Below are 17,226 nucleotides of genomic sequence, written 5' to 3' on the forward strand. Positions count from 1 at the left end.
TATACGGTGAATAAGGATACGGCTCTGCCAGCACAATACCGCGCCCTGTATGCTCGGGACAACTGCCTAACGGAATGAAAAATAATGGAAACACCTGCACTTCCTCGCCGTCTTGCGCTCACTGCGGGATGTAATCAGCTCATTAACTGGGGGATCTCCTTTTACATGCCGGGAACCTTTGCTCATGCCATTACAGCAGACCGAAGCTGGTCGTCCCCCGAAATCTATCTCGGCCTGACGCTGGCCATGCTGGTTATGGCTATTGTCTCGCCGTTTGTCGCTCCTCTGCTGGCGCGTTTTGGTGGACAAAGGGTGGTAATGAGCGGGACCTTGCTGATCGCCGTAAGCTGTCTGTCAATGGCCTTTACGCCCACACTTTCAGGCTGGTATGGCGCCTGGTTGCTGACCGGCATCGGGATGCGCCTGTCGCTGTATGATGCGCTTTTCTCTGCTCTTGTGAACCTATACGGACCGCAGGCACGCAGGACAATCTCTCGTGTCACCCTGGCGGGCGGGCTGGCGTCCGCTGTCTTTTGGCCGCTGGGAGACGCCTTACTGAACGTGATGGGTTGGCAGGATGCGCTGAAGATCTACGCCCTGTTCGGTCTGCTCAGTGCCCTGCTTCTTCGGCGCTTCCCGCGCCAGCGCTTTACGGTCAAGCCCAAAGCATGTACGCAGGTCTCCCCTCATGACAGGCGTAACGGCTGGCTTTATGCAACCTTCATTGCTCTCATCACCTTCGTCTCTAACGGCACCTCTACCCACCTTCCCGAATTTATCGCCAGCTTCGGCCTGCCGGTCGCCGTCGGCATGCTGTGGGGAATGGGGCAGACCGGTGCGCGCCTTATGGAGGTGCTGGCAGGGGCGCGCATCACTCCGCTAAAACTGACGCTTTTCACTGCGCTCGCCATGCCGCTTTGTTTTCTCATCGGACTGAGCAGCGACATGCTGGCCTGGTGTGCCGCCGGATTTGTGTTCGGCTTTGGTGCCATTAACGGGCTGATGACTATCGTCAAAGCGACGCTACCCCTGGAACTGTTTAGTACAGAGCGCTATGCCAGCCGCACCGGGCTGCTGCTTATTCCAGGCCAACTGATGGCAGCCGCCTCTCCGTTTGCGTATGCGTGGCTGAATAAGTCGCTGGGTATAACAGGCGGAATGTGGGTTTCCGCAGGACTGACGCTGGTCATTGCGGGGTTCGCAGTGGCGCTCGTGCGCAGCCCAGGCAAACAAACTGTATCGCACTGTATCCCGAGCGCTACGCTGACAAACCGGTACAAAACGCCCGCAAAAGCAAACATCCCCGATACATAAAAATGGTCTTCTGTGTCCCTCGCCATAATAAACTGATGAGGAGAGCCACAGATGATTCGTCGATATTTCCTGCTTCCTGTATTTGCGCTGACGTCCTTTGCTGGCGCACTGGCCGCACCGTTGGATGGCCTGAGCGCCGCTGATGTTAATGGCCCGGCCGCCCTAGCGCCGCAGGAAAAACCCCAGCCGCCAGCAAAACTGATCGTCGACCCACCGCTGGCGGGACCGCTGAGTAAAGGTGCGGTCTTTATTCAGTACCGCGTCGAAAACCTGCGCATTGAACCTGTATTTGGACCCGACGCGCTGAAAGTCACTCCGCGTATCGGCCATATTCACGTAGTGGTGGATGACGCGCCCTGGCACTGGGCTGATACCAGCGGCGAGCCGGTGAGCCTGGTCGGGCTGCCCGCCGGGAAACACAAGGTAACCATCATCGTTGCCGACCCGACGCATAAGCCCATCGACCATAAAACCGTTGAATTCACCGTACCGCCCCACGCGGCGGTTCACCATTTTTAAGGACGCTTAAGATGAAAGCACTGTATGTAGTGACAGCGGGCCTGCTGGCGCTTTCCGCCAGCCCTTAGCGGAGAGTAAAACCAGCGTCGTTACGTGGCGGCGTTCGCGCCGGACGCCGGCCAGTCGACGGCGGATCTGGCAGGAAGCTTCCCGGCGCAGGAGCGCGCGATGGCGAAGGCGATCCGCGCAAAAACCACCGAGGTGGCGGCCAGCAACGTGTCGATGGTGAGCCAGCCGGAGGCCATCGCCCGTACGATTAAGCAGGCGGTCAGGAGCAATTGACGACCGCGGCAGCTCATTCGACTTTCTGCACTTCCGTATCCCCATGCAGCAGCGCAGTGCCGTCCTGCGCCGCTGGCGCCATAAAGGCAACCGGCTTGCCCGTTCGCCTGTCGACCAGCAGCGAGTGGCGCTCGCCCTGCGAAAACAGATGCTGTTCTCCCCACTGACGCAGCGCCACGACCACGGGGAAAAGACTCTCACCTTTATCGGTCAGCACATATTCCTGATACGCCGTGCCGTCTGATGCCCCCTGTAACGTCAGGATGTCCGCATCTACCAGCTTGCGAAGCCGGTCAGAAAGGATGTTGCGCGCCACCCCGAGGCTTCGCTGAAAATCCCCGAAGCGCGTCATGCCGTCAAAGGCATTACGCACGATAAGCAGCGACCAGCGATCCCCGATCGCCTCGACGCTGCGTGCAACGGGACAATATTCCTCTTTAACCATCTTTTGGGACATCTCGTCTTTTCCTCGCAAAGTCCAGATCGCAACTGGTTGCATTTTAAAACCACATAGCCTAGCATTCAACCAGTTTCATTTTAAAACCAGATTGATTCAGGCGAGGAACAGTAAATATGTCACTGACATTGGCCCCTCTTTCAGCCGTCATGCCGCGCGGCATGGTCTGGCTGTTCGCCATCGCCAGCGGTTTAAGCGTGGCAAACGTCTATTACGCACAGCCCCTGCTTGATGCGCTGGCGAGCGACTTCGGTATCAGCCATGCGGCGGTGGGTGGCGTGGTGACCGCGACGCAGATTGGCTGCGCGCTAGCCCTGCTTTTTGTCGTTCCCCTGGGCGATAAAGTGGATCGCCGACGCTTGATGGCACTTCAACTTGTTGCTCTGGTGGTCGCTCTGGCCTCGGTCGGTCTGGCGCAAAACACCTCAGCACTATTGGCCGGTATGCTTGCGACCGGCATGCTGGGTACGGCAATGACGCAAGGGCTGATCGCCTACGCCGCCAGCGCGGCGTCTCCGCATGAGCAAGGCCGCGTTGTCGGCGCGGCACAGGGCGGCGTGTTCATGGGGCTGCTGCTCGCGCGCGTCTTTGCTGGCGGCATTAGCGATATCGCGGGCTGGCGCGGCGTCTACCTGTGTGCCGCCGCGCTGATGCTCATCATTGCGTTACCGCTGTGGTGGAGGCTCCCCATCCTGCCAGCCGTCACTGCCACGATGAGCTACCCGCGCCTTATAGGTTCGATGCTGACGCTGTTGAGACAGGAAAAGGTGCTGCAGATACGCGGCGTGCTGGCGCTGCTGATGTTTGCATCGTTCAACATTTTCTGGAGCGCGCTGGTGCTGCCGCTGAGCGCCCCGCCCTTTAGCTTCTCGCATACGGCGATTGGCGCTTTTGGACTCGCAGGCGCAGTGGGGGCGCTGGCGGCTGGCCGGGCAGGACGCTGGGCAGATCGGGGCTATGCCCAACGCACCAGCGCGGCGGCGCTAGTGATTTTGCTGTTGGCATGGTGGCCATTGTCGCTGATGGACCGTTCACTCGGGATCCTGCTTATCGGCATCATCCTGCTCGATTTGGGGGGACAGGCGCTGCACGTCACCAGTCAAAGCATGATTTTTCGCACCCGCCCCGAGGCGCACAGCCGGCTGGTCGGGCTTTATATGCTGTTTTATGCCGTCGGTAGCGGGCTCGGGGCGCTCGGCACGACGATGATGTATGCCTTTGCCGGCTGGCCGGGCGTCTGCCTGCTTGGTGCCTCGGTCAGCCTGCTGGCGCTGATGTTCTGGTGGCTAACCCGCGCTAGCCACCCCTCTCTGCAGGATAATCGCGATTAATCCACGCGTGATCATCTTCCCAGGTGAACATCCATTTGCGCACCGGCCCGGCCATCACGTTGAGGTAATAGCTGTCATACCCGGCCATCGTCGCAACCGGGTGGTAGCCCTTCGGCACCATGACCACGTCACGGTTATAGACCGCCATACACTCATCCAGCGTTCTGTCGTCAGTGTAAACGCGCTGCATGCAGAACCCCTGTTCCGGGTTGAGGCGATGGTAATAGGTCTCCTCCAGATACGTCTCCTGGGGCGGGTTATCCGTGTCGTGCTTGTGGCTCGGGTACGAGCTGGTGCAGCCTTCGTTGGTCCAGACCTCCACCACCAGCAGGCTGTCGGCGGACTTATCTTCCGGCAGAATGTTATGCACGTAGCGCTGGTTGTGGCCCTTGCCGCGCGCCTCACCGTCGATATCCTGCGGAGCAATCAGCCGCGTAGGGTACGTGCCTTTGCCGGGAGCGGCGCAGACCGCCAGCTCGAGCTTCGTCAGCGCCTTCACATGCACCACCTCCTGCGGGGTGACGTAAACCGCCCACGGCTTGATGCGCTCGAACGGGCTCATCCGCTCCCCGATGTCGTTAAACCGTGCGGATGGCGTGCTGATGGAGGCGCGCCCGGCCACCAGCACCAGACAGCGCTCTTCGCTGACCGCGGGCAGCGTCAGTTGCTGCCCCTCCTGAAGTTCATAGGCCTCAAAGCCAACATATCCCCACCCCGCGCTTTGGGGCGTCACGGACTGGGTGCGGCCCTCAGCGTTCGGCTGTTGCCAGCGTGATAGCAGACGTGACATGTCATATCCTCAGATAAGCCCGGCGTCATGCGCCAGGCAGCTTAGGTTGTTATACCCCAGACGGGCGTAGGTCAGCGGATGGGCAATCGCCGGATCCTGCTCGGCCTCCACCACCAGCCAGCCGTGATAGTCCTGCGCCTTCAGCAACCGCATAATCGGCGGATAATCCACGCAGCCGTCGCCTGGCACGGTAAACACGCCGCTCAGCACCGCGTCGAGGAAACTGGTTTTGCGGTTTTTGACGTCCGCCAGCACGTCGGCGCGCACGTCTTTGCAGTGGACGTGGTTGATGCGCGATGCCCAGCGCTGCGCCACCGCCAGCGGATCGGCCCCGGCAAAGGTCAGATGCCCGGTATCCAGCAGCAGTCCCACCTCTTCGCCGGTGTGGATCATCAGGTTGTCCACGTCGTCGGCGGACTCAATCACCGTGCCCATATGGTGATGGTAGGCAATCTGCACCCCCTGCTGCTGCGTATAGCGCGCAAATTCGGTGAGCTTCTCGCCGTACTCCTTCCAGCGATCCTTTGGGAAGCGCGGGCGCAGGTGCACCGGCGTCTGCTGCTCGCCGTGAATGCAGCCGCTCACCTCCGCAAAGACCAGCACCTTCGCCCCCAGCTCGCGCAGCAGCGTCAGGTGCGGCTGCACGGCGGCAATCTCCTCCTCCACGCTGCGCTCCAGCAGGCGGCCGGAGTACCAGCCGGAGACCAGCTGCAGGTCGTGGCGCTGTAGAATGGGGCCAAGCAGGCGCGCTTCGCGCGGGAACTTATTGCCCAGTTCGAAGCCGGCAAAACCGGCCTCTTTGCCTTCGCTCAGGCAGGTCTCCAGCGGCGTCTCCGCGCCGAGCGAAGGCAGATCGTCGTTCGTCCACGTCAGCGGGTTGATGCCCAGTTGTACACTCATTGTCGTCTCCATTATGCGTGCCCGCGCTCGCGCCACCAGGCGATAAGCTGCAGGTAGTTGTCCCGGATGCGCGCCACCAGCTGCGCATCGTCGATATCGTGCTTCAGCCATGCGCGGGAAGCATCGCCGAACAGCGTGCGCCCCACGGCAAACCCCTTCACCAGATCGTGCCCCGCGGCCGCGTTAAACCCGGCGCGCAGCTGTTCGGCCGGCGCGTCCAGCCCGAGGATCACCACTCCGCGGCAGTGCGGGTCCCGGCGTTCGATAATTTCGCCGAGCGACGTCCATCCATCGGCCGAGAGCGGCGGCAGCTTCCACCAGTCCGGATAAATGCCCAGGTTGTAGAAGCGGGAGATGGCGCGCAGGTAGAGCTCGTCGCTGCGCGGCATGGTCGCGGGCAGGATCACCTCCAGCAGCAGCTCGTGCCCGGACCGGCAGCAGGCGTGGTACACCTCGGCGATTTTCTGCTCCTGCTCCAGGCGCAGGCCGTGGGCATCTTCCGGATGGAAAAAGACCAGGCACTTCACCACATGCTCCTGCGGCCAGCTGATAAGCTGGGTGCCGATATTGCCGTGCTCCATTTCCAGCGGCCGCGAGCCCGGCAGCTCAATGGGCCGCCCGATCCACCACCCTTCACCGGTAATGGCGTTGAGCGCGTCCTGACCAAAGGTGCCGTCGCACAGCAGACCGGCTTTGCCCTCCAGCCCGGCGCGGCTCGCCGCCTCGCGGCTGGCCTGCAGGATCAGCTGCTTCAGGGTCGGAATGCGCCCGAGCGACGCGCCGCACTGTATAGCCATATCCTCAAGCTGGCTGCGATGGTCGAACGCCATCACGCACAGCTCCGGCCACTCGCGGCGGCGGGTAGTGACCCGGTGGAGATGGTTGAGACGCGGGTCGAGATCCGGGCGCGGCACATTCACGACGCGGGATAGATAGTCATCCAGCTCGATTTTGCTCGGCATCGCCGGGGCGCAGCCGTGGCGCGAGACCACCAGCGCGCCGCAGGCGTTGGCGTAGCGGCACGCCTGCTCCCAGCCCTCATCGTTCAGGTAGCCGCGCAGCAGGCCGGACATAAACGCGTCCCCCGCGCCGAGGACGTTGAGCACCTCCACGCGCACGCCGGTCACCGTCAGGCCGTCGTCCAGCCGTGGCGGAATGGTGCCGGTATAGACCGAGCAGCCGAGCGCGCCGCGCTTGTAGACCAGCGTGGCCTGACTCACGTCGCGCACCCGTTCCAGCGCCTGTAAGGTATCCGTGCTGCCGCCCGCAATATGGAACTCTTCCTCGGTGCCGACAATGACGTCGAAGTGGTGTAGCACCTCCTGCAGCTCGCGGGTGACCTGATCGGCGGCAATAAAGCGCGTTTCGCCGTCGCCCAGGGAGGTCAGCCCCCACAGCACCGGACGATAATCGATGTCCAGCACCGTGCGCACGCCGTGACGGCGGGCATAGCCCAGCGCCGTCAGCACCGCCTCGCGGGTCCGCGGGTGAGAAAGATGCGTCCCGGTGATGGCAAGACAACGGGCGGAGGCAATGTAGCTTTCGTCCACATCGCTGGCGGTAATCGCCATATCCGCGCAGTTATCGCGATAAAAAATCAGAGGAAAGGTGTCCCGGTCTTTAATGCCGAGTAACACCAGCGCCGTGAGGCGGTCTTTATCGGTAATCAGATGGCTGGTGTCGCAGCCCACCTGGCTTAACTCTTCCCGCAGGAAGCGGCCCATATGTTCATCGCCGACGCGCGCCAGCATCGACGAACGTAAACCCTGACGCGCGGTACCGTACGCCACGTTGCCGGACGAGCCGCCGAGGTATTTGGCGAAGCTCGACGCATCCTCCAGACGGGCGCCAATCTGCTGGCTGTAGAGATCTACCGCCACGCGGCCCATGCATATCACATCAAACTGCTTTTCCACGTTGATACCTCTTCAGACAATGTCGTTCACGTTCAGCCAGCGGCCCTGCCGGTGCGAGAGTGCGATGGCGTCCAGCACGCGCGAAACCCTCCAGCCCTCTTCGAAGTCCGGCCACATCGGGGCGTCGGCGGCAATGCCGTCCACCAGATCACGCACCTCCACCGTTTTTTGATCGTTAAAGCCGATCCCGTGGCCCGCGCCCATGCAGAACGCGGCGTAGTCCGGGTGTGACGGGCCAACGAGCAGCGTGCGGAACCCCTGACGGTTGACCGGATCGTCATGCAGATAGAGCTTCAGCTCCGCCATGCGCTCCTGGGTGAAGCTGATGGCGCCTTTCGTCCCGGTGATGACGTACGACAGCCCCATCTTGCGGCCGCAGGCGACGCGGGAGGTTTCAATGACCCCCTGCGCCCCGCCCGCGAAGCGCACCATCGCTTGGGCCTGATCCTCGTTTTCGACGGCAACCATGTCCGACGATCCGGCCTTCGCCGGACGTTCCGGGACCACAACTTTCAGGTCGCCGCAAACCTGCTCAATCTCCCCCACCAGGTACTGGGCCATATTGACGATATGCGCCGCGAGGTCGCCCAGCGCGCCCAGCCCGGCGGTCTCTTTAAAGCAGTGCCAGTGAATGGGCGACAGCGGGTCGGCCATATAGTCTTCGTTGTGAGTGCCGTAAAAGTGGATCACCTCGCCAATCTCGCCGCGGGCGATAATCTCCTTCGCCAGCTGCGCCGTCGGGTTCTTCATGTAGTTGAACCCCACCAGGGTTTTCACCCCGGCCCGCTTCGCGGCGTCGACCATTTCGCGCGCGTCGTGGGCGTTCAGCGCCAGCGGCTTCTCCGAGTAAACGTGCTTGCCGTGGCGGATCGCCTCCAGCGCCATCTCTTTATGCAGGTGGTTAGGTGAACAAATATCCACCACATCAATGGCCGGGTCGGCCACCAGCGCCCGCCAGTCTCCGGTGGAGCGGTTGAAGCCAAATGCCTGCGCGCGCTCTGCCGCCAGCTCCGGCGTGACTTCCGCCACCATCTCGCGCACCAGCCTGCCGCGCAGGTTGAACACCGTCGGGGCTTGGGCATAGGCGATAGCGTGCGCCTTGCCGATATACCCGGTGCCAATCAATCCAATACGAACCTCTTTCATCGTGATCCTCACAGTGCGCCGCGACGGCTCTTGGCGTAGGTATCGAACGCCACCGCCAGAACGATAATTAACCCGGTGATAATCTGCTGGTAGTAGGCCGAGACGTTCATCAGCACCAGGCCGTTAATCAGAATACCCATGATGATGGAGCCGATAATGGTGCCGCCGATGCGCCCGTAGCCGCCCATCAGCGAGGTGCCGCCAATCACCACCGAGGCGATGACGCGCAGCTCAAAGGAGATCCCGGCCACCGCCTCGGCGCTCCCCAGACGCGCGCTCAGAATGAAGCCCGCCAGCCCCGCCAGGCAGCCGATCAGCACGTAGACGCTGACCAGCACGCGCTTGACGTTGACCCCCGCCAGGCGCGCCGCCTCCGGGTTACCGCCGATGGCGTAGACGAAGCGGCCCCAGCGGGTTTTATGCAGCGCCAGATAGCCGCCGAGGGCGACGATGGCGAAGATCCAGATCGGAATGGAGATGCCGAGCAGCTCCCCGCGCCCCCACCAGCGGTAGCCCTGATCGAAACCGGCGATCGGCGCGCCGTCGTTGATCACCAGCGTCAGGCCGCGCCAGATGGTCATCCCACCGAGGGTGACGATGAACGGCGGCAGGCGCAGGCGGGTCACGCCCAGACCGTGCAGGAAGCCAATCGCCGTCCCCATCGCCAGACAAATCCCCAGCCCAATCAGCCAGCTCATGCCGCCCCAGGCGTTCGGGTCAACGGTGGTAAAGTTGTCGCCCTTGATCACGTACGCCGCGGTCATGGCGCACACCGCCAGAATGGAGCCGACGGAGAGGTCGATCCCGGCGGTCAGGATGACGAAGGTCATCCCCACGGCCATGATCCCGTAGATGGAGACCTCGGTCAGGATGTTGAAAATATTGCGTTCAGAGAAAAAGTTGCTGTTCTGCGACTGGAAGAAGATCAGCAGCAGGATCATGAAAATCAGCACCCCGAAGCGCTCGAAGAAGGCGATGGGATCGATGCGTCCGGCGCGTTTGACCGGGGCCTGCGTTTTAGAAATCATCTGCGTCATGAGTAACTCCGTTATGCCGCGTTCAGGGCGTTGTGGTTGATGGCCATCATCGTCATCAGCCGTTCTTCGTTAGCGTCGTCGCCGTGGATCTCGCCGGTCACTCGCCCTTCGCTCAGGGTGATGATCCGGTCTGACACCGCCATCACTTCAGGCAGATCGGAGGAGATCACGATCACCGCCACGCCCTTTTTCGCCATGTCAAACAGCACCTGGTGCACTTCTGATTTGGTCCCCACGTCGATGCCGCGCGTCGGCTCGTCGACGATCAGCACCCGCGGGTTGAGCGCCATGCAGCGCGCGAGGATCACCTTCTGCTGGTTACCACCGGAGAGCTTGCGCACCTCCTGCGCGCTGTTGACCATTTTGATCTGCAGCGCCTTGCGGTAGGACTCGATCAGATCGTCCTCTTTGCGGGTATTCACGAACCAGCGCCACTGCAGCAGCGAGGAGAGGCAGGAGAGCGACAGGTTGTCGCGAATGGACAGCCCCAGCACCGCCCCCTCTTTTTTGCGGTCTTCCGGCACCAGCGCCACGCCCTGGTCGAGGGCATACAGCGGGTCGCGCGGCTGGTAGGGCACGCCGTCCAGCTCAAAGCTGCCCGAGGTAAACGCGTCTGCGCCAAACAGGCAGCGGGCCACCTCGGTGCGCCCGGCGCCCACCAGTCCGGCAATGCCTAAGACCTCCCCGGCGTGGACGTGGAAGCTGATGTCGTGCAGGGCGATGCCGTGCGGATCCAGCGGCGGCTTTTCGCGGCTCAGCCCCTTCACCGCCAGGCGGACGGGTTTGTCCTCATGATGCGTTTCGCTGGCGGGACGGCGATTAAAGGCCACGTCGCGCCCGACCATCAGGCGGATCAGCTGTTCGACGTTGGTCTCCGCCACCGCGCCGGTGCCAGTGAAGCGGCCGTCCTGGAAAACGGTGAAGCGGTCGCAGAGCTGGAAAACCTCGTGCAGACGGTGGGTAACGTAAATAATGCTCACGCCACGGTTTTTAAGCTCGCGCACCACGCGGTGCAGGCTTTCGACCTCGCTGTCGCTCAGCGCGGCGGAGGGTTCGTCCATAATGATGAGCCTGGCGTTGAGGGTCAGCGCCCGGGCGATCTCCACCATCTGCTGCTGGGCCACGCTCAGGCGGGCGACCGGGGTGGTCGGTGCAACGTTCAGTTGCAGATAGTCGAGAATGACCTGCGCCTCCTGATTGACCGCCTTTTCGTCGACGATCAGATTACGTTTACGCGGCTCGCGCCCGAGAAACATGTTTTCCGCGACGGTCATGTTGGGCAGCAGGTTGAATTCCTGATAAATGGTGATAATGCCCTTGTTCTGCCGTTCCACCGGGGAGTCGTCCACCGGCAGCGTTTCGCCGTTGAACCAGATCTCTCCGCGGGTTTGCGGCTGCGCCCCCGCGAGCGCCTTCAGCAGCGTGGATTTACCCGCCCCGTTTTCTCCCAGCAGAGCGTGGATCTCGCCCGCGCCGACGGTCAGTTGAGCGCTGCTCAGCGCCCAGACGCCGGAAAAGCTTTTTGCCAGGTCGGTCACTTTCAGTAAGGGTTGCGACATCGGTCTGCTCCTCCTTTAGAGTGCGCCGCCGCTCGCGCGGCGGCTGCGGATAGATCAGTTACCGGCCTCGCCGATGCGCTCAGCCTGCTGCAGGTTCTCTTTGGTGATAAGCGTTGGCGGGTAGTCCGCGCCGGTGATGGCTTTCTTCTCGCGCACGCTGGCCACCAGTTGGCTCATCGCCGTCTGCACCGCAAAGCCCGGACGCTGATCGGCGGTCACCGCCAGCCAGCCCTCACGCACGCGGGCCAGCGCTTCCGGTACCGCATCAAAGCCGGTCACCAGGATTTCGCCCGGCTTCACGCCCTGGCTTTGCAGGGCTTCAATCGCCCCCAGCGCCATATCGTCGTTGGCGGAGAGGATCACCTGCGGGCGTTTCGGCAGTGACGGCAGGACGCTTTCAACGATGCGCATCCCTTCTGAACGCATCCAGTTGCCGGTCTGATCGGCGACGATCTTGTACTTATCCCCGCCCGCCTTCAGGCTGTCGCGGATCCCTTTGGTGCGTTCGATGTTGGAGGAGGAGCCCGGCTGGCCGGTCAGCAGAATGATTTCCGCCCCGTCGGGGAATTTGGTTTTGACGAAGTCGCCAATCGCCTGGCCGCCCTTGTAGTTGTTGGCCCCGAAGTGCGGCACTTTTTTCTGGCTGTCGACGGAGCGATCAAGGGTGACCACCGGCAGCTTCGCATCCTGAATTTCATCCACCGCGCTGGAGACCGCGTTCACGTCGTTCGGGGAGACGATAAAGCCCTGCGCCCCGCGGGTGATGGCGTTTTCCAGGTCAGCCACCTGCTTCGGTGAACTGCCCTGCCCGTCCAGTACCTGAAGCTTCACGCCCATCTCTTTTGCGGCTTTTACCGCCGTGCGCTGCATGTGAACCTCAAACGGCATGGCCAGGTTTGGCGTACTGAACACAATTTGCTCGTTTTCGGCGAGGGCGGCCCCGGACGTCATGGCGATGAGGGCGGCTACGATCAGTTTTTTCATTATTATGTCTCTCTGTGTAGGGTGGTTGTGTTTAGAGGACGATCTCGCGCTGGCTGCGCAGTGACTCCAGCGCTTTATCCGCGAGGTACAGCGCACGTTCACCATCATCGCCGCTGCAGTCAGGCACCGCTTCGCCGCGCAGGACCGCAACAAAGTGTTCCCATTCCGCGGCGTAAGCGGATTTGTAGCGCTGCAGGAAGAAGTGTTCCGGCAGCGCGCTGGTGCAGCCCTGTTTGCCGTAGTGCTGCACCTGGTTTTCCAGAATGTTGCCCGCGCACAGCAGCCCTTCGGAGCCGTGCAGCTCCAGGCGCTGGTCGTAGCCATACGAGGAGCGGCGGCTGTTGACGATGGTCGCCATCGCGCCGGAAGCGTATTTCAGGACGATAAACGCGGTATCGATGTCGCCTGCCTCGCCAATCGCCGGATCCACCAGGTTGCTGCCCTGGGCATACACCGACACCGGCTCTTCACCCATGATGAAGCGCGCCATGTCAAAATCGTGAATGGTCATATCGCGGAACATGCCGCCGGAGACGCGCACGTACTCCGCAGGCGGTGGAGACGGGTCGCGGGAAACGATCAGCAGCGATTCCGGTTTGCCGATGCGCCCGGCCTGCGCGTCGGTTTTCACGCGGCGGAACTGCGGGTCAAAGCGGCGGTTAAAGCCGATGAACAGAGGCACGTCGTACTCTTTGACCACCTTCAGGCAGTCGCGCACGCGGGCGAGGTCGAGGTGTACCGGCTTTTCGCAGAAGATGGCCTTGCCGTGGCGGGCGGCCATTTCAATCAGGTCCGCGTGGGTATCGGTGGCGGAGGCGATCAGCACGGCGTGAACGTTGGGGTCGGTCATCGCTTCATCCAGGCTCTGCTGGCGGGCCTGATACTGCGTGGCGAGACGGGTGGCAAATTCCTGATTCGGGTCAACTACGGACCAGAGCGTGGTCGCGCCGTGGCTGGCGATGTTAGCTGCATGTACCTGGCCAATTCGGCCAGCGCCCAGTAAAGCAATGTTAAACATAACGGCTCCCGGTATTGGTGAATGCTGTGAACTAACGACTCTATAAATAAAACATTTATTTCATTTTTATAAATAGTGAAAATTATGTTTTTGAGTGCGAGTTAACACTTTTGAGATGTATGAGATAATTTTTGTTATCAATCTCACAACATGAAAGGGATGACACCTCCCCCTCACCCCGGCCCTCTCCCCATAGGGGCGAGGGAGAAAAGACAGCCCCGAGCCGTCTCCTCTCCAAGTGGGCGAGGGAGAAAAGGCCGCACCGAACCATCCCCTCTCCCATTTGGGGAGAGGGTTAGGGTGAGGGAAAATGAAATGAAAATTTCGTTACGGCAGGAAAACTCAATACTGACGGGCTTTTTTCACCTGCGACTGCGTTTGCTCCGCGGCCTCACGCACGGCAGACGACTTCGCCACCTGCGCATCACCGGTTCGCCACCAGGAGGCGTAGTCGTGGGTCATGGTCTTCGGCAGCACCTTGATGTCCAGCAGCGTCGGGCCAGGATGGGCGCGGGCCGCCTCCAGCGCCGCCAGCAGGCTTTGCTCATCGTTTACCCGCCACGCGCGGCAGCCGTAGCTTTCCGCGTTTTGCGCAAAATCGACCTTCACCAGCGGCCCGTCAAGCCGTCCGCTTTCCGGGTTGCGATGGCGGTTTTCCGTGCCAAAACTGCCCATACCGTGCCCCATCTGCAGGTTGTTAATGCAGCCGAAGCTGGCATTATCAAACAGCAGAACGGTGACCTTAATGCCCTCCTGAACGGCGGTTTGCAGCTCGGAGTGCAGCATCATGTAGGAGCCATCCCCCACCATGGCGTATACCGGCTGCTCGGGTCGGGCAAGCTTCGCGCCGATGGCTGCCGCAATCTCGTAGCCCATGCAGGAATAGCCGTACTCCAGGTGATAGCTGTCCGGCGTTTTGACCTGCCAGAGGCGCTGTAAATCGCCCGGCAGCGAACCGGCCGCGCCCACCACGATGGCGTTATCTTCCACATGCTGGTTGATGAGCCCCAGCACCCGCGTCTGGGTCAGGCGGGTATTGAGCGCCTCGCCGTATTCCACCAGCTGCGCGTCCAGGTGCCCCGCCACCTCAGGCGCATCTGCCGGATGCCACTGGCGATCCCACAGGCGGCGGCACTCGTCGCGCCAGGCGGATTTCGCCTCAGCAATCTCCTCTCCCCAGCCGCTGCGGTAATCCTTCAGCGCATGGGTCAGGGCCTGCAGCCCGGTTTGGGCATCGGCCACCAGCGCGGTGGCGTCCAGCTTCAGGGCGTCAAATTCGGCCACGTTCAGCAGCAGGAATTCCACGTCCGGATGGGAAAAGAGCGCCTTGGAGCCGGTGGTAAAGTCGGTCAGGCGCGTGCCGATGCCGATCACCAGGTCGGCCTGCGGGGCGAGCTGGTTGGCCGCCATCCCGCCCGTCACCCCTACGCCACCGAGGTTAAGTGGGTGGTCACTTACCAGCGCCCCCTTTCCGGCCTGGGTTTCGGCGAACGGCAGCCGCAGCGTCTCGACAAAGTCGCGAAACGCCTCATGCGCGCCGGAATAGCGCACGCCGCCGCCGCACACCACCAGCGGGCGACGCTTGCGGGCGATCAGCGCCCGCGCCTGCGCCAGACGCTGCGGATCGGGCGGACGGCGCTCGATGTGGTGCACACGACGCGCGAAGAAGCTCAGCGGGTAATCCCACGCTTCCCCCTGCACGTCCTGCGGGAGGCAAATCGTCACCGCACCGGTATCTGCCGGGTCAGTAAGCGTTCGCATCGCGCTGAGCATCGCGCTCATGAGTTGCTCCGGGCGGTTAATGCGGTCCCAGTAGCGGGAGACCGGACGGAAGCAGTCGTTGGTGCTGATGCTCAGATCGTGATACTGCTCGATCTGCTGCAGCACCGGGTCCGGCTGGCGGCTGGCGTAGATATCGCCCGGCAGCAGCAGCAGGGGGATTCGGTTCGCCGTAGCGGTTGCCGCGGCCGTGACCATATTGGCGGCGCCCGGCCCGACGGAGGAGGTGACGGCAAAGATGCGCTGACGGCGGTGCTGTTTGGCGAATCCCGTCGCCATATGGGCAATGCCCTGCTCGTTGCAGCCCTGCATCACCTGCAGATGGCCCGGATCCTGTTCCAGCGCCTGGCCGATACCCAGCACGTTGCCGTGTCCAAAGATGGTGGCGACGCCCTCCACGAAGGGGGTTTCGTGGCCATCCACGCTGACGTACTGTTGATTCAGGAACCGGACCAGCGCCTGGGCCATGGTCATACGTTCGGTTTGCATAAAATCTCCTGTCAGCCCAGCGTCGGCATGGAGAACGCAGCGCCTGTCTCCTGCTGCATTTCCGGCCAGCGCGCGGTGATGGTTTTCATTCGGGTGTAGAAGCGCACGCCGTCGTTGCCGTGGACGTTGAGCGCGCCGAAGATGGAACGCTTCCAGCCGCCGAAGCTGTGGAACGCCATCGGCACCGGGATCGGCACGTTGACGCCCACCATACCTGCCTGCACCTCTTCGCAGAAGCGGCGCGCGCAGCCGCCGTCGCGAGTGAAGATCGCCGAGCCATTACCATATTCATGGCGGTTAATCAGGTCCACCGCGCTGGCGTAATCTGCTACGCGCACCACAGAAAGCACCGGGCCGAAAATTTCTTCTTTATAGATGGTCATCTCCGGGGTGACGTTATCGAACAGCGTCGGCCCAACGAAGTAGCCCTGCTCGTGCCCCTTCACGCTGAAGCCGCGACCGTCCACGCGAAGTTTTGCCCCCTGCGACTCGCCACTGTCGATGTAGCCCAGCACCTTGCTGCGGTGCGCGGAGGAGATGAGTGGCCCCATTTCGTTTTCCGGCGACTGGTCCAGGCCCGGCCCGACGCGCAGCGCGGCAATCTGTTTTTCCAGCCGGGCGCAGAGGTCGTCGGCGGTATTATCGCCCACCGCCAGCACCACCGAGAGCGCCATACAGCGCTCGCCCGCCGCGCCGTAGGCCGCCCCGATAATGGCGTTGGCCGCCATCTCCATATCGGCATCCGGCATCAAAATGCAGTGGTTTTTCGCCCCACCCAGCGCCTGACAGCGCTTACCGTGGGCGGAGGCGGTCTGGTAAATGTATTCCGCAACCGGCGTGGAGCCGACAAAGCTCACCGCCTGCACGCGCGGGTCGGTCAGGAGCACGTCAACGGACTCCTTATCGCCCTGCACCACGTTGAACACGCCGTCCGGCAGACCGGCCTCTTTTAGCAGCTGCGCCAGCGCCAGCGCGAGCGAAGGGTCTTTTTCCGACGGCTTCAGCACGAAGGTATTCCCGGTTGCCAGCGCAATCGGGAACATCCACATCGGCACCATCGCCGGGAAGTTAAATGGCGCGATCCCGGCGCAGACCCCGAGCGGCTGCATCAGCGAGTGGCTGTCGACGCCGGTACCGACGTTCGCAGAGTGTTCACCCTTTTGCAGATGCGGGATGCCGCAGGCAAATTCCACCACTTCCAGACCGCGGGTCAGTTCCCCCACCGCGTCGGAGAAGACCTTGCCGTGCTCTTCGCTGATGAGGCGGGCCAGGCGTGCCATGTTCTCCTCCAGCAGTGCCTTAAAGCGGAACATCACGCGCGCGCGCTTAAGCGGAGCCTGGCGTGCCCACGCGGGAAAGGCCTGCTGCGCTGCGGCAACCGCCTGCTCCGCCTCCTGTGCCGTACTCATCACCACCTGGCGGATCTGCTCGCCGGTGGCCGGGTTGAAGATCGCCTGAACGCGCTGGCCTGAACCGGTGACACATTCGCCGTGAATAAAATTCGCTACCGTCTCCATCCTTAACCTCTCGCTGTTGATACGTGACCGTTATTTGAACGCTTTGTACTCACACTATATATGAAACAAATATTCCATTTTAAGTTGAAATAAAATAAATGATGATTATTGTGATCAAGGATGGATTTTTATGTTAATAGCCAGCAACACTGACGCAGCGTGCGCTATTAAGGCATTTCGGGCGAGGA

At 61.9% G+C, this 17,226-nt stretch carries 14 protein-coding genes and 1 pseudogene; 4 read left to right on the forward strand and 11 right to left on the reverse strand.

Annotated features, from left to right (window positions below):
* Window positions 1–84: 84 nt before the first annotated feature.
* The 3 genes and pseudogenes from IM282_RS10875 to IM282_RS22020 all read left to right on the forward strand — a co-directional run.
* Entirely contained in the window at window positions 85–1,314 is a 1,230-nt protein-coding gene (locus tag IM282_RS10875; RefSeq protein WP_192970394.1) for an MFS transporter, read from the forward strand.
* Window positions 1,315–1,365: 51 nt separating this feature from the next.
* Entirely contained in the window at window positions 1,366–1,833 is a 468-nt protein-coding gene (locus tag IM282_RS10880) for a DUF6130 family protein (protein WP_163347876.1), read from the forward strand.
* A gap of 90 nt (window positions 1,834–1,923) precedes the next feature.
* Window positions 1,924–2,115: pseudogene (locus IM282_RS22020) on the forward strand (hypothetical protein); the annotation flags it as partial.
* A 13-nt stretch (window positions 2,116–2,128) separates the two neighbouring features.
* Here IM282_RS22020 and IM282_RS10890 read toward each other — a convergent pair.
* Complete coding sequence (locus IM282_RS10890; RefSeq protein ID WP_163347878.1) at window positions 2,129–2,572, reverse strand: helix-turn-helix domain-containing protein; 444 nt, start codon at window positions 2,570–2,572, stop codon at window positions 2,129–2,131.
* 116 nt (window positions 2,573–2,688) lie between these two features.
* Here IM282_RS10890 and IM282_RS10895 point away from each other — a divergent pair, with 116 nt between their 5' ends.
* Window positions 2,689–3,903: an MFS transporter gene (locus tag IM282_RS10895; RefSeq protein ID WP_163347880.1), complete on the forward strand. Its 1,215-nt coding sequence runs from the start codon at window positions 2,689–2,691 to the stop codon at window positions 3,901–3,903.
* Here the strand turns inward: IM282_RS10895 and iolB are convergent.
* The 10 genes from iolB to IM282_RS10945 all read right to left on the reverse strand — a co-directional run bounded on the left by iolB (window position 3,869) and on the right by IM282_RS10945 (window position 17,038).
* Window positions 3,869–4,693: a 5-deoxy-glucuronate isomerase gene (gene iolB / locus IM282_RS10900; RefSeq protein WP_163347881.1), complete on the reverse strand. Its 825-nt coding sequence runs from the start codon at window positions 4,691–4,693 to the stop codon at window positions 3,869–3,871. The two genes, IM282_RS10895 and iolB, sit on opposite strands and share 35 nt — an antisense overlap.
* Before the next feature lie 9 nt (window positions 4,694–4,702).
* Window positions 4,703–5,593: a myo-inosose-2 dehydratase gene (gene iolE / locus IM282_RS10905; protein WP_192970395.1), complete on the reverse strand. Its 891-nt coding sequence runs from the start codon at window positions 5,591–5,593 to the stop codon at window positions 4,703–4,705.
* A gap of 11 nt (window positions 5,594–5,604) precedes the next feature.
* On the reverse strand, window positions 5,605–7,509 hold the full coding sequence (gene iolC, locus IM282_RS10910) for a 5-dehydro-2-deoxygluconokinase (RefSeq protein ID WP_192970396.1): 1,905 nt from the start codon (window positions 7,507–7,509) through the stop codon (window positions 5,605–5,607).
* Between the two features lie 12 nt (window positions 7,510–7,521).
* A complete protein-coding gene (locus IM282_RS10915; protein WP_192970397.1) occupies window positions 7,522–8,655 on the reverse strand; it encodes a Gfo/Idh/MocA family protein in 1,134 nt (377 codons plus the stop codon).
* Window positions 8,656–8,663: 8 nt separating this feature from the next.
* Entirely contained in the window at window positions 8,664–9,692 is a 1,029-nt protein-coding gene (locus IM282_RS10920; protein WP_008502116.1) for an ABC transporter permease, read from the reverse strand.
* A gap of 11 nt (window positions 9,693–9,703) precedes the next feature.
* Window positions 9,704–11,251 (reverse strand): sugar ABC transporter ATP-binding protein, encoded by a 1,548-nt coding sequence (locus IM282_RS10925; protein ID WP_021241823.1) that lies wholly within the window; start codon window positions 11,249–11,251, stop codon window positions 9,704–9,706.
* Between the two features lie 54 nt (window positions 11,252–11,305).
* Window positions 11,306–12,235 (reverse strand): substrate-binding domain-containing protein, encoded by a 930-nt coding sequence (locus tag IM282_RS10930; protein WP_192970398.1) that lies wholly within the window; start codon window positions 12,233–12,235, stop codon window positions 11,306–11,308.
* Window positions 12,236–12,266: 31 nt separating this feature from the next.
* Complete coding sequence (gene iolG, locus IM282_RS10935; protein ID WP_045351544.1) at window positions 12,267–13,253, reverse strand: inositol 2-dehydrogenase; 987 nt, start codon at window positions 13,251–13,253, stop codon at window positions 12,267–12,269.
* A 342-nt stretch (window positions 13,254–13,595) separates the two neighbouring features.
* Window positions 13,596–15,521 carry a 3D-(3,5/4)-trihydroxycyclohexane-1,2-dione acylhydrolase (decyclizing) gene (gene iolD / locus IM282_RS10940; RefSeq protein WP_192970399.1) on the reverse strand — a complete coding sequence of 642 codons (1,926 nt, stop codon included), beginning with the start codon at window positions 15,519–15,521 and terminating at the stop codon, window positions 13,596–13,598.
* A gap of 11 nt (window positions 15,522–15,532) precedes the next feature.
* Entirely contained in the window at window positions 15,533–17,038 is a 1,506-nt protein-coding gene (locus IM282_RS10945) for a CoA-acylating methylmalonate-semialdehyde dehydrogenase (RefSeq protein ID WP_192970400.1), read from the reverse strand.
* Between the last annotated feature and the right edge of the window lie 188 nt (window positions 17,039–17,226).

Source organism: Enterobacter cloacae complex sp. P29RS (genome assembly GCF_014893445.1).
Lineage (GTDB): Bacteria > Pseudomonadota > Gammaproteobacteria > Enterobacterales > Enterobacteriaceae > Enterobacter > Enterobacter intestinihominis.